Origin of the sequence: Pseudomonas sp. KB_12, assembly GCF_052114545.1 — a bacterium.
Taxonomy (GTDB): domain Bacteria; phylum Pseudomonadota; class Gammaproteobacteria; order Pseudomonadales; family Pseudomonadaceae; genus Aquipseudomonas; species Aquipseudomonas brassicacearum.
This window is the reverse complement of the sequence record NZ_JBFREY010000028.1, coordinates 36,305-48,436: the sequence shown is the minus strand read 5'-3', so window position 1 is coordinate 48,436 and position 12,132 is coordinate 36,305. Positions and strand designations below refer to the sequence as shown.

Genomic DNA, 12,132 nt, shown 5'->3' with positions numbered 1-12,132 from the left:
GACCCCCATAGGGTTCAAGGGGAGCAACAAGATGATCAAACGTAATCTGCTGGTAGTGGGCCTGGCGGTCCTGTTGAGCGCCTGCGGCTTCCAACTGCGCGGCACCGGCACCACCGAGCTGGCGATCAAGGAACTGGACCTCAGCGCACGGGACGCCTATGGCGAAACCGTGAAAATGCTGCGCCAGACCCTGGAGAACAGCGGCGTCAAGGTCTATAGCGGTGCACCGTACAAGCTGGTGTTGGCGAGTGAACAACAAAGCCAGCGCAGCCTGAGCTATGCCGGTGCCGGCCGTTCGGCCGAATACGAGCTGACCAACGTGCTGAGCTATGAGATCCGTGGCCACAACAACCTGTCGCTGCTGGATGACAAGCTCCAGGTGCAGAAGGTCTACCTGCACGATGGCAACAACATCACCGGCTCCGACCAGGAGTCCATCGAAGTGCGCGGCGAAATGCGTCGTGAGCTCGTACAGCGCATGATGTTGCGCCTGCAACAGTTGAACCCGGCCCAACTGGAGCAACTGCAGCAGACCGCCGACGCCCGCGCCAAGGCCGAAGCCGATGCGCTGGAAGCGGCACGCAAGGCTGAAGCGGAAACCCCGCAACAGTCGCCGATGCAGATCCCGGCTGAATAAGCCTTGCGGGGCGTTCCGGCGCCCCGCTCGCCTTCTCTTATGAAGCTCGCTCCCGCCCAACTCGGCAAACACCTGCAAGGCGCCCTCGCGCCGGTCTACATCATCAGTGGCGATGACCCGCTGCTGTGCCAGGAAGCCGCCGACGCCATCCGCGCCGCTGCACGCCAGCAAGGCTTCGACGAACGCCAGGTCTTCGCCGCCGACGCCAGTTTCGACTGGGGCACGCTGCTGCAGGCCGGGGCGAGCATGTCGTTGTTCGCCGAAAAACGCCTGCTGGAACTGCGTTTGCCGTCTGGCAAACCCGGTGACAAAGGCACCGCTGCGCTGATCGAATATTGCTCACGCCCGGCCGAGGACACGGTACTGCTCATCAGCTTGCCGAAACTCGACGGCAGCGCGCAGAAGACCAAATGGGGCAAGGCCCTGGTCGAAGGCCCGCAGACCCAGTTCGTGCAAATCTGGCCGGTGGATGTCAGCCAGTTGCCCAGTTGGATCCGCCAGCGCCTGTCCCAAGCCGGTCTCTCGGCCAGCCAGGACGCAGTGGAGCTGATTGCCGCCCGGGTCGAAGGCAACCTGCTGGCCGCCGCCCAGGAAATCGAGAAGCTCAAGCTGATGGCCGAGAGCGGGCAGATCACCGTGGAAACGGTGCAGGCTGCCGTGGCCGACAGTGCGCGCTTCGATGTCTTCGGGCTGACCGATGCGATCCTCAACGGTGAGGCCGCCCATGCCCTGCGCATGCTCGAAGGCCTGCGGGGCGAAGGCGTCGAGCCGCCGGTGATCCTCTGGGCCCTGGCCCGGGAATTGCGCCTGCTGGCCAACCTGTCGCTGCAATACAGCCAGGGCGTACCGCTGGACAAGGCCTTCAGCCAGGCCCGCCCGCCCGTCTGGGACAAACGCAAACCGCTGATGAGCAAGGCCCTGCAACGTTATTCCGCGTCGCGTTGGGCGCAGTTGCTGCTCGAAGCCCAGCGCATCGATGCGCAGATCAAGGGCCAGGCCGCTGGCTCACCATGGATGAGCCTCAGTCGCTTGTCGCTGTTGATGGCTGGGCAGCGACTCCCTTTGCCCGCTGAATAACACAGTACCTGTGGCGAGGGAGCTTGCTCCCGCTGGACTGCGTGTAGGAGCTGCCGAAGGCTGCGATCTTTTGATCCTGATCTTTCGCTTGCGACTCAACTGCCTGGGACAAGATCGCAGCCTCGCTGCGCTCGACAGCTCCTACAGTCGCAGCCCAGCGGGAGCAAGCTCCCTCGCCACAAAAGCGCTTCATCTCAGATGAAATTTCCTACGCAATGCAGGGACTGGACAACCACCCAACTCTGTCCCATGATTTGCCCCGCAAAAACCACCCCACGAGAGTACCCATCATGAGCAAAAAGCCATCCAAGCATGGCCCCAACAAGGCCAAATCCATCGTCGCCCAGCCCCTGTTCCGCAGCCGCCAGGAACGACCCGCCAAGGGCAAAGGCAGCTACCGCCGCGAAGCCTTCCAGTCTGACAACTGGGAGGCTTCTTGCTTTCTGGCCGCTTGAAACAACCGGACAAGCCCTACGCCCCTTTCGCATGTTAAGGTCAGCACCTGATTTGTATTTCTGGACCCGTGCATGCCCTTCTGTCTTTCCCATCGTTGGCCACTGCGCCAAATGATTGTTGCCGCAAGCGTTGTCCTGCTTGTCGCCTGCGCCGAAAAACCTACCGCCGCCGACGCCCAACCGCTCCAGACCGCTCCCGCCGTGACCGCTCCGGCCATCGTGCCGCCTGTGGTGCCCACCGGTGATGACCTGGCCATTGCGCCTACCCAGACCTTCGCGCAATGGCAGTCCGGGTTTCGCAAGGAAGCCCTGGCCGCCGGGATCCGCGCCGATTTGTTCGACCGTGCGTTTGTCGGCGTCAGCCCGGACATGAGCGTGATCAAGGCCGACCGCAGCCAGCCGGAATTCACCCGTCCCGTGTGGGAATACCTCGATGGCGCGCTGTCACCACTGCGGGTCAACAAAGGCAAGAGCCTGATCCAACAGAACGCCCAGGTCCTGCAAAGCATCGAGCAGCGTTATGGCGTCGATCGCGAAGCGCTGGTAGCGGTGTGGGGCATGGAGAGCAACTTCGGCCAGTTCCAAGGCAGCAAGTCGGTGATCAACTCACTGGCGACCCTGGCCTACGAAGGACGGCGCCCGGGTTTTGCCCATGCACAACTGATCGCCGCGCTGCAAATCCTGCAACAGGGCGATATCACACCGGAAAAAATGCTCGGTTCCTGGGCCGGCGCCATGGGCCAGACCCAGTTCATTCCCACCACGTACAACACCCATGCAGTGGATTTCGACGGCGACGGTCGCCGCGACATCTGGGGCAGCTCCACCGACGCCCTGGCCTCGACCGCCCACTACCTGCAAAGCTCCGGCTGGCAGCGTGGCCAGCCGTGGGGGTTCGAGGTCGATCTCCCAGAGGGCTTCGACTACACACTGGCCGATGGCACGATCCGCAAGCCTGTTGCTGAATGGGAGCGACTGGGGGTTTCAGAGTATGGTGGCCTGCCAATAACCCCGGATGACAAACAGCTGTCGGCGTCCCTGCTCCTGCCGGCCGGCCATCGCGGCCCGGCGTTCCTGATCTTCGATAACTTCCGCGCCATCCTCAAGTACAACAACTCGTCGTCCTATGCCTTGGCGGTCGGGTTGTTGTCAAAGCGCTTCACCGACGGCGGGCTGGTCTATGGCCAGTGGCCCAAGGAAGACCTGCCCCTGAGCCGCAGCGAACGCATCGAGCTGCAAACCCTGCTGGGCAAGCACAACTACGACGCGGGCAACCCCGACGGCATCATCGGCGCCAACACTCGCAAGGCCATCCGCAGCGCCCAGCAGTTCTTCGGCTGGCCGGCGGATGGGTATCCGACGCACCAGTTGCTGGAGGCGTTGCGTAGCCGCTGAATTGGGTTCTGGCGGCTACCGCTATCGCGAGCAGGCTCGCTCCCACATTCGATCAACCTGTGGGAGCGAGCTTGCTCGCGATGACTGAGTGACAGACGCTACACGACTAGCGACCGACCACCACATCCTGCTCCAGCACCAACCTCTTCTCCCCCGCATCCAATCTCACCAACGCCCCCATGGGCAAGGTCAGGTTCGGATCGCAGTGCCCGCTGCGCCAGCCGGACAGCACCGGGATGCGCAATGGCTCGAAGGTCTGCTTGAGCAAGCGGTTCAACGCCTCGACGTCGACCCCGGCCACATCCCCCACCAAAACGCCGCGTAGCTGGTGCAACGTGCCGGCCAACCGCAGTTGCGTCAGCAGTCGGTCGATGCGGTACAGCGGCTCGTTGACGTCTTCGATGAACAGGATCACCCCTTCGGCGTCGATCTGATAAGGCGTGCCCATGGTCGCGGCAATCATCGACAGATTGCCGCCCAGCAGACGCCCGTGGGCGATGCCTGGCTCGACGGTGGTCAATGGGTAGGCGGCGGGGTGGTTCAGCGTGCTGCCGGACTTCAACTGTCCATGCAGCAGGCTGAAAAACGAGGTGACGGTTGGGGGTTCCTTGTCGCCCAGCAGATCGGCGTTGAGCAACGGCCCGTGGAAGGTCACGAAGCCTGCGTAGCGGCTGATGGCCAGGTGCAGGGCGGTGATGTCGCTGTAGCCTACGAATGGTTTGGGGTTGCGTTTCAAGAGCTCGAAATCGATACGATCGAGTAGACGGGGGGTGCCGTAGCCGCCGCGTAGGCAGATGATGGCTTTGACTTCTGGGTCGGCGAAGGCGGTGTGCAGGTCGTTGAGCCTTGTCTCGTCGCTGCCGGCCAGGTAGTCGTTCTTTTCATAGACGCCTGGGAATATTCGCAGCTCATGGCCCCGGGCTCGCATCCATTGGATGGCTTTTTCCGTGTCCAGGGGGGCGGGACCGGCGGGGGCGATCACTGCGATCAGGCCTTCTTGAGGGAGGGCTGGGACGGGGTGGTGTGGGGTTAGGGCCATGGGGTTCCCGGTTTTTTGATCGTGTGTATATCCGTTTTTTTTGTAACGGCGGCTGGCGGTTCCGCTCTTACAGCGGGTCACTTTTGGAAAGAGCGCCAAAAGTAACCAAAAACGCTCTGCCCCACCACTCGGTGCCTCGCCTAGGCTCGGCATGCCCTCACTCCGGCATTGCTCCGTGGGCCCACCGCGAAGGGCCATCCATGGCCCAGCGCGGCTATCCCGGCATCCATGCCGGGATGCCCACTCCACAATGCCTGCGTTCGGCCAGCGTGGTTTAACGGGGCGTCCAAGATCAAAAGCCAAAGCGCGGCACATCCAGCATTTATGTAGCTGCACCACCGCTATCGCGAGCAAGCTCGCTCCCACATTGGATCTTCAACAGCCACAAAACCCATATACACCGCAGATCCCCTTTGTGGGAGCGAGCTTGCTCGCGATGAGGCCAGCAGATCCAACATCTTCATTGACTGTGACATCGCCTTCGCGAGCGGGCTCGCTCCCACATTGGATCTTCAGCAGTCACAAAACCCATATACACCGCAAAACCCTGTGGGAGCGAGCCTGCTCGCGATGAGGTCGGCACATCCAACATCACCGCAAACTGACACATCGCCATCGCGAACAAGCTCGCTCCCACAATTGGATCGGAGCACGACCGGGAGAACCAGGTCGGCTCTAAGGCCGCCTCGGGGAGGACGTTGATCTCGGGTGCCCCGTTAACCACGATGGCTGAACGCAGGCATTGGTTCGTGGGCAACCCGGCATGGATGCCGGGTTAGCCGCGCTGGGCCATGGATGGCCCTTCGCGGCGGCCCACGAACCAATGCCGGAGTGAAGGCATGCCGAGCCTAGGCGAGGCACCGAGTGGTGGGGCAAAGCGCTTTTGGTTACTTTTGGCGCTCTTCCAAAAGTGACCCGCTGTAAGAGCGGAACCATAAGCCGCCGTTACGCAAAAACGGATATACACACCACCCCAAAACCAACGCTAAAAAATCAGGACCCGAGCAGCTCAGCCTTGACCAACTTAGCCTGCTCATCCGCATGATACGAAGACCGCACCAACGGCCCCGAAGCCACGTTCTTGAAGCCCATCTTGTACCCTTCCTCTGCAAACCAGGCAAAGGTATCCGGATGCACAAAACGCTGCACCGGCAGGTGACTACGCGAAGGCTGCAGGTACTGGCCCAAGGTCAGCATGTCGATGTCATGCTCACGCATGCGCTTCATGACCTCGATGACTTCCTCGTCAGTTTCACCCAGGCCCAGCATCAAGCCAGACTTGGTCGGAATGTGCGGCATCATCTGCTTGAAGCGTTGCAGCAAGGTCAACGACCACTGGTAATCCGAACCCGGACGCGCGGCCTTGTACAGGCGCGGCACGGTTTCCAGGTTGTGGTTGAACACATCCGGTGGCTCGGCGGCGGTGATTTCCAGGGCGATGTCCATGCGGCCACGGTAATCGGGCACCAGGGTTTCCAGCTGGACGTTCGGCGACAGCTTGCGGATCTCGCGGATGCAGTCGGCAAAGTGCTGGGCACCGCCGTCACGCAGGTCGTCACGGTCCACCGAGGTGATGACCACGTACTTGAGCTTCAGGTCGGCGATAGCGATGGCCAGGCTTTCCGGCTCGTTGGTGTCCAATGGTTTCGGACGGCCGTGGCCGACGTCACAGAATGGGCAGCGACGGGTGCAGATGTCGCCCATGATCATGAACGTGGCAGTGCCGCCGGAGAAGCACTCGCCCAGGTTCGGGCAGGAGGCTTCTTCGCAGACGCTGTGCAGCTTGTGCTTGCGCAGCAGGGCCTTGATCCGGTCGACTTCCGGGGACACCGGGATGCGCACGCGGATCCAGTCAGGCTTCTTCGGCAATTCGGTGGTCGGGATGATCTTGACCGGGATGCGTGCAACCTTCTCGGCGCCGCGCAGCTTGACGCCGGCCTCTACCTTGGCACGTGGGGCCGGACGCTCGGTGACGTCCTGCGTCGGGATAATGGTTTGCACTGCATCAGTAGTCATATCAGTCGATTCCGCCCGTGAGGGTCGTCTGCTCAGCATAGTCGAGGTGTTTGACGAGCTGCGCGCGCAGCCGGGCACTTACCTCGGCAAATTCAATCGATCCTGCATGCTCGCTCAACTGGGTCATCGCCAGTCCCGCGTAGCCACAGGGATTAATCCGTCGAAATGGCGCAAGGTCCATGTCCACGTTCAGCGCCAGGCCATGAAACGAACAGCCGTGGCGGATTCGCAATCCCAAGGAGGCGATCTTCGCCCCGTCGACATAGACGCCCGGCGCATCCGGCTTGGCCGCCGCCGTCACACCGTAGCTGGCCAGCAGCTCGATCAGGCATGTCTCCATGCGGGTGACCAGCTCGCGCACGCCAAACCCCAGCTTGCGCACATCCAGCAACAGGTAGGCGACCAGTTGGCCAGGGCCATGGTAGGTCACCTGCCCGCCCCGGTCGACCTTCACCACCGGGATATCCCCCGGCAGCAACAGGTGCTCGGCCTTGCCGGCCTGGCCCTGGGTGAACACCGGTGGGTGTTCCACCAGCCAGACTTCATCGTCGGCGGTGGTGCCGCGTTCGTTCGTGAAGCGTTGCATGGCATGCCAGACCGGCTCGTAAGCCATCGTGCCCAGCTCGCGAAAGCCCAGCGTGCCCGGCATCACAACACCATGTGCACGAAACCGGTCGCACGCAGCTCGCTGTTGATGTCGTAGAGCTGTTCCTGGCCGGTGGCAATGATGTGCAACTGGATCGTCGTGTACTTGCCGTTGGTACTCTGGCGCTCGGCCAGGGTCTTGTGGTCAACGGTGGCATGTTTTTCAAGGATCGCAATGATCCGATCCTTGAAACCCACACCGGTGTCGCCGATGACCTTGATCGGATAATCCGCGCAGGGGAATTCGATCTTTGGCGCTTTTACTTCAGAGTCTGTCATGGGGTAACGGCCTCGTAAGCCGTGGTAACGCACATGGCCCCGCTCCGGATGGGAACGAGGCCATGCAGGTCAACACTTCAATCAGTTGAACAAGCCGTAGAAGAATAGACGGATGCTATCCCACATGCGGCGGAAGATACCACCTTCCTCGACCGCGTCCAGAGCGATCAGGTCGGCGCTGTGCACCACTTTGTCGTCCAGTTTGACTTCGACTTTACCGATCACGTCGCCCTTGGCGATGGGAGCGGTCAGTTGCGGGTTCATGGTCATGCTGGCAGCGAGCTTCTTGAGCTGGCCTTTAGGCAAGGTCATGGTCAGGTCTTGGGCCAGACCGGCCTTCACTTGATTGGTGGTGCCTTTCCAGACCTGGGCCTGGGCCAGTTCGGTGCCCTTCTGGTAGAAGGTCTGGGTTTCGAAGAAGCGGAAACCGTAGGTCAGCAGCTTCTGGGTTTCAGCGGCCCGGGCCACTTCGCTGCTGGTGCCGAAGACGACGGCGATCAGGCGCATGCCTTCACGGACAGCCGAGGACACCATGCAGTAGCCGGCCTCGTCGGTGTGGCCGGTCTTCAGGCCATCGACGGTCTTGTCGCGCCACAGCAGCAGGTTGCGGTTAGGCTGCTTGATGCCGTTCCAGAAGAATTCCTTCTGGGAGTAGATGGCATAGTGCGCCGGGTCTTCGTGAATGATCGCCCGTGCCAACAGCGCCATGTCGTGAGCCGACGAGTAGTGCTCAGGGTTCGGCAGACCGGTAGGGTTCATGAAGTGGCTGTTGGTCATGCCCAGGTCGGCCACGGTTTTGTTCATCATGTCGGCGAACGCATCTTCGCTGCCGGCGATGTGCTCGGACAGGGCGACGCTGGCGTCGTTGCCGGACTGGATGATGATGCCGTGCAGCAGGTCGCTGACGGTCACTTGCGAACCGACCTTGATGAACATCCGCGAACCGCCGGTACGCCAGGCGTTTTCGCTGACGGTCACCGGATCGTTTTCACCGATCTGGCCGCGACGAATTTCCAGGGTGGCGATGTAGGCGGTCATCAGCTTGGTCAGGCTGGCCGGTGGCAGGCGCTGGTCACCGTTGTTCTCTACCAGGACCTCGCCGCTGCTGGCATCCATGAGCACAAAGGATTTGGCGGCCAATTGAGGAGGCGCAGGCATCATCTCGACCGCGAACGCGGCTGGGGAGAGAAGCAGCGGGACTAGCAGGCAAAGGCGTTTGGCAAAGGTGGTGATGTTCATCCGTCTCTCGAAATCGCTAATGGGACTGCCCGAAGGCAAAACTAAAACAGGCAACCTTCTAACGGGTCGCCGCGTATTTAAGTTGCTCACTCACAACCCTTGCCGGGCTTTTATTATTCATGGAGCCAACAACCTGACCCGCTCCAACCGCAAGCGGGCCTCAATCAATTACTCGGCGGTGACCAGGCTCGGCGAACCGAGATTGGCCAGGCGCACACTGTTCTGCACTTGCTGGACTTCACCCGGAGAACCGATTGGCCCCAGGCGCACCCGATGCAGTGTCTGCTGGTTGCGCACGATCGAGCTGATGAACACCGGAGCGCTCACCATCGAGCTGAGCTTCGACCTCAGCAGCTCGGCAGCGTCCGGGTTGGCGAACGCGCCCACTTGCAGAAACTGGCCAGACGCTGTTGCAGAAGCGTTTTTTTTTGCGTCGAGCTGAACGGGCACTACGGCCGCCGCGTGCTGCTGCGGCGGTGGCGTCCACTGCTCGACCGTACCGGTGGACGCCGTTACGGTCGGCGCGGCATTTTGCGCCACTTTCGGCTCGTTGAGCATCAAAGGCGCCGGACGGCCGCGTTGGGCCCACCATTCCTGCGGGTCGATACCTTCAACCTTGACCCGCGCGGTGCCGATTTCAGCGTAACCAAGTTTTTTCGCCGCCGCATACGACAAGTCGATGATGCGGTCGGAATAGAACGGCCCACGGTCATTGACCCGCAGGATCACGCTCTTGTTGTTGTCCAGGTTGGTCACCCGCACATAGCTGGGCAGCGGCAAGGTCTTGTGGGCCGCGCTCATGCCATACAGGTCATACACTTCGCCGTTGGCGGTGTTCTGGCCGTGGAACTTGGTGCCATACCAGGACGCCGTGCCCGAGGCCACGTAGCGCTTGGAGTCGGACAGCGGGAAATAGGTCTTGCCCAGCACCGTGTACGGGTTGGCCTTGTAGGGGCCAGTGTGCAGGGTCGGCGTGGCGTCGGGAATGCGCGAGACATCCACGTCCCACCACGGCGCGCCGTCCTTGTGGGCCCGGTTGATGTCCAGGCCGGGCGTCGCGCGCACGGCGGTGGAGTTTTTCTGGGCCGGCGCGCGGCTGGTCGAACAACTGACGACCAACAGCGACAGCGCGGCCAACGCCACGAGCTTGAGGGGCTTGGCTTTCAGGGGTAGATAGGTAGGCAATGCCCGCATTATTTGACGCCCCGTGCTTTGACCAGCTCTTCAGACAGTTGATATACGGCCATGGCGTACATCACGCTGCGGTTATAACGCGTAATCGCGTAGAAATTCTTCAGGCCCATCCAGTATTCGGGGCCTTGTTCGCCTTCCAGGCGTATCGCGGTGACCGGCATGTCGTCACGCAGCGCATCATGACTCGACCAGCCCAACGCCCGCAACTCCCCGACGGTTTTCGTCGGCTCGATGCCCTCGGTCAGGCCCTCGTCCACCTGCTCGCCACGCACGTCGGCACGGCTGACCACCGGCTGGCCGGCTTCCCAGCCGTGGCGCTTGAAATAGCTGGCAACACTGCCGATGGCATCGGTCGGGTTGGTCCAGATATTGATGTGGCCGTCGTCGTCGAAGTCCACCGCGTAAGCGCGAAAACTGCTGGGCATGAATTGCGGCAAGCCCATGGCCCCGGCATAGGAACCCTTGAGGGTCAGCGGATCGACCTGCTCTTCGCGGGCCAGCAGCAGGAACTCGCGCAGCTCCTTGCGGAAGAATTCGGCGCGCGGCGGGTAATCGAAGCCCAGGGTCGACAGCGCGTCGATCACCCGGAAATTCCCGGTGTTACGGCCAAAGAAGGTCTCGACGCCAATGATCGCCACAATGAACTGGGCCGGTACGCCGTATTCCTGCTCGGCACGGGCCAGGGCCGCCTCGTGCTGGCGCCAGAAGTCCACGCCCCGGGCGATACGCGCCTCGGTGATGAACATCGGCCGGTACTCGCTCCACTGCTTGACCCGCTCGGCGGGCCGGGAGATGGCGTCAAGGATCGACTGCTTGCGCTCGGCCTCGCGAAACACCCCCATCAGTTGCTCACCGGCAAAACCGTAGTCGCGGGTCATCTCACCGACGAATTCGGCCACCTGCGGCGAGCCTTCGTATTCGCCGGCCTGGGCATGGGATGCACCGCCCAGGAAGCCGACCAGGCCGATCCACGGCGCATATCGCGTCGACCAGCCACGCATTGCTTGCATTGAACTCTTCACCTTATTCAAACCTGCGCGATCCACTTGCGATGCGTATGAATCGACATCAAGACCCCAAACGCTGACAGTAGTGTCACCAGCGAAGTTCCTCCGTAGCTAATGAATGGCAACGGCACCCCCACGACCGGCAACAGGCCACTGACCATACCGATGTTGACGAAAACATAAACAAAAAACGTCATGGTCAGGCTGCCCGCCAGCAACTTGCCGAACAACGTCTGGGCCTGGGCGGTGATCACCAGCCCCCGGCCGATCAGCAGCAAATAGATCAACAGCAGCACGCAGATGCCCACCAGGCCGAACTCCTCGCCCATCACGGCGATGATGAAGTCGGTATGGCTTTCCGGCAGAAAGTCCAGGTGCGACTGGGTGCCCATCAGCCAACCCTTGCCGAACACCCCGCCGGAGCCGATGGCGGCCTTGGACTGGATGATGTTCCAGCCGGTGCCCAGCGGATCGCTCTCCGGGTCGAGGAAGGTCAGGATGCGTTGCTTCTGGTAGTCGTGCATCACGAAGTACCACATGGCCACCGACACCGGCACGGCGATGGCGACCACGCTGAGGATCCAGCGCCAGCGCAACCCGCCCATGAACAGCACGAAAGCGCCGCCGGCCAGGATCAGCAGCGAAGTGCCGAGGTCCGGCTGGCGCACGATCAGGATGAACGGGATGCCAATCAGCAACAGGCTGATGCACACGTGCTTGAGCTGCGGCGGCAGGGTGCGCTTGGACAGGTACCAGGCGATGGTCGCCGGCATGATGATCTTGAGGAACTCCGATGGCTGGAAGCGGATCACCCCGGGAATGTTGATCCAGCGAGTGGCGCCCATGGCGTTGTGGCCCATCACGTCCACCACCACCAGCAGGCTCACGCCCACCACATAGGCCAGCGGCACCCAGCGGGCCATGAAGCGCGGCTCGAGCTGGGCAATGACGATCATCGACACCAGGCCGATGCCGAACGAGGTGGCCTGCTTGCCCAGCAGGTCCCAGTTCTTGCCACTGGCCGAATACAGCACGAACAGGCTGCCTGCGGCCAGGGTCAGCAGCAGGATCAGCAACGGACCATCGATGTGCATGCGCTGCAACAAGGTGGCACGGCGGCGCATCACATCTTCGCTGGAGAGGATCCGG

The 12,132-nt window shown here is 61.9% G+C and carries 12 protein-coding genes and 1 pseudogene; 4 read left to right on the top strand and 9 right to left on the bottom strand.

All coding sequences use genetic code 11. The features are described from left to right. The first annotated feature begins 31 nt into the window (after positions 1–31). The 4 genes from AB4Z20_RS20915 (at position 32) to AB4Z20_RS20900 (ending at position 3,564) form a co-directional block, all read left to right on the top strand. Entirely contained in the window at positions 32–637 is a 606-nt protein-coding gene (locus tag AB4Z20_RS20915; protein ID WP_320389496.1) for an LPS-assembly lipoprotein LptE, read from the top strand. A gap of 39 nt (positions 638–676) precedes the next feature. Beyond that, a complete protein-coding gene (holA, locus tag AB4Z20_RS20910) occupies positions 677–1,714 on the top strand; it encodes a DNA polymerase III subunit delta (protein WP_442090522.1) in 1,038 nt (345 codons plus the stop codon). A gap of 290 nt (positions 1,715–2,004) precedes the next feature. Beyond that, positions 2,005–2,169 carry an alternative ribosome rescue factor ArfA gene (gene arfA / locus AB4Z20_RS20905; protein WP_003205882.1) on the top strand — a complete coding sequence of 55 codons (165 nt, stop codon included), beginning with the start codon at positions 2,005–2,007 and terminating at the stop codon, positions 2,167–2,169. 72 nt (positions 2,170–2,241) lie between these two features. Continuing rightward, on the top strand, positions 2,242–3,564 hold the full coding sequence (locus AB4Z20_RS20900) for a lytic murein transglycosylase (RefSeq protein WP_442090521.1): 1,323 nt from the start codon (positions 2,242–2,244) through the stop codon (positions 3,562–3,564). Positions 3,565–3,670: 106 nt separating this feature from the next. Here AB4Z20_RS20900 and AB4Z20_RS20895 read toward each other — a convergent pair whose 3' ends face one another. From AB4Z20_RS20895 to rodA, 9 genes and pseudogenes are all read right to left on the bottom strand, one after another. Further along, on the bottom strand, positions 3,671–4,603 hold the full coding sequence (locus AB4Z20_RS20895) for a S66 peptidase family protein (RefSeq protein WP_442090520.1): 933 nt from the start codon (positions 4,601–4,603) through the stop codon (positions 3,671–3,673). Positions 4,604–5,282: 679 nt separating this feature from the next. Further along, positions 5,283–5,372 (bottom strand): annotated as a pseudogene (locus AB4Z20_RS20890) (nucleoid-structuring protein H-NS); the annotation flags it as partial. 224 nt (positions 5,373–5,596) lie between these two features. Further along, on the bottom strand, positions 5,597–6,619 hold the full coding sequence (gene lipA / locus AB4Z20_RS20885) for a lipoyl synthase (RefSeq protein ID WP_003205886.1): 1,023 nt from the start codon (positions 6,617–6,619) through the stop codon (positions 5,597–5,599). 1 nt (position 6,620) lies between these two features. Further along, positions 6,621–7,268, bottom strand: a complete 648-nt coding sequence (gene lipB, locus AB4Z20_RS20880; protein WP_003205887.1) for a lipoyl(octanoyl) transferase LipB — start codon at positions 7,266–7,268, stop codon at positions 6,621–6,623. Further along, positions 7,268–7,543: a DUF493 domain-containing protein gene (locus AB4Z20_RS20875; protein ID WP_003185772.1), complete on the bottom strand. Its 276-nt coding sequence runs from the start codon at positions 7,541–7,543 to the stop codon at positions 7,268–7,270. Before AB4Z20_RS20875 ends, lipB begins: the two co-directional genes overlap by 1 nt. An 81-nt stretch (positions 7,544–7,624) precedes the next feature. After that, positions 7,625–8,782, bottom strand: a complete 1,158-nt coding sequence (locus AB4Z20_RS20870) for a D-alanyl-D-alanine carboxypeptidase family protein (protein WP_214512948.1) — start codon at positions 8,780–8,782, stop codon at positions 7,625–7,627. 168 nt (positions 8,783–8,950) lie between these two features. Further along, entirely contained in the window at positions 8,951–9,976 is a 1,026-nt protein-coding gene (locus tag AB4Z20_RS20865; protein WP_063324229.1) for a septal ring lytic transglycosylase RlpA family protein, read from the bottom strand. After that, complete coding sequence (mltB, locus tag AB4Z20_RS20860) at positions 9,976–10,986, bottom strand: lytic murein transglycosylase B (RefSeq protein ID WP_003205890.1); 1,011 nt, start codon at positions 10,984–10,986, stop codon at positions 9,976–9,978. The genes AB4Z20_RS20865 and mltB overlap by 1 nt, the downstream gene beginning before the upstream one ends. Positions 10,987–11,003: 17 nt before the next feature. After that, positions 11,004–12,107, bottom strand: coding sequence for a rod shape-determining protein RodA (gene rodA / locus AB4Z20_RS20855; RefSeq protein WP_214512977.1), 1,104 nt, complete (start codon positions 12,105–12,107; stop codon positions 11,004–11,006). Positions 12,108–12,132: the final 25 nt, after the last annotated feature.

Bases quoted from the DNA above. Each gene is read 5' to 3' on its own strand.
- AB4Z20_RS20915 (WP_320389496.1), top strand. From the start codon at position 32: ATGATCAAACGTAATCTGCTGGTAGTGGGCCTGGCGGTCCTGTTGAGC.
- holA (WP_442090522.1), top strand. From the start codon at position 677: ATGAAGCTCGCTCCCGCCCAACTCGGCAAACACCTGCAAGGCGCCCTC.
- arfA (WP_003205882.1), top strand. From the start codon at position 2,005: ATGAGCAAAAAGCCATCCAAGCATGGCCCCAACAAGGCCAAATCCATC.
- AB4Z20_RS20900 (WP_442090521.1), top strand. From the start codon at position 2,242: ATGCCCTTCTGTCTTTCCCATCGTTGGCCACTGCGCCAAATGATTGTT.
- AB4Z20_RS20895 (WP_442090520.1), bottom strand. From the start codon at position 4,603: ATGGCCCTAACCCCACACCACCCCGTCCCAGCCCTCCCTCAAGAAGGC.
- lipA (WP_003205886.1), bottom strand. From the start codon at position 6,619: ATGACTACTGATGCAGTGCAAACCATTATCCCGACGCAGGACGTCACC.
- lipB (WP_003205887.1), bottom strand. From the start codon at position 7,268: ATGCCGGGCACGCTGGGCTTTCGCGAGCTGGGCACGATGGCTTACGAG.
- AB4Z20_RS20875 (WP_003185772.1), bottom strand. From the start codon at position 7,543: ATGACAGACTCTGAAGTAAAAGCGCCAAAGATCGAATTCCCCTGCGCG.
- AB4Z20_RS20870 (WP_214512948.1), bottom strand. From the start codon at position 8,782: ATGAACATCACCACCTTTGCCAAACGCCTTTGCCTGCTAGTCCCGCTG.
- AB4Z20_RS20865 (WP_063324229.1), bottom strand. From the start codon at position 9,976: ATGCGGGCATTGCCTACCTATCTACCCCTGAAAGCCAAGCCCCTCAAG.
- mltB (WP_003205890.1), bottom strand. From the start codon at position 10,986: ATGCAAGCAATGCGTGGCTGGTCGACGCGATATGCGCCGTGGATCGGC.
- rodA (WP_214512977.1), bottom strand. From the start codon at position 12,107: ATGCGCCGCCGTGCCACCTTGTTGCAGCGCATGCACATCGATGGTCCG.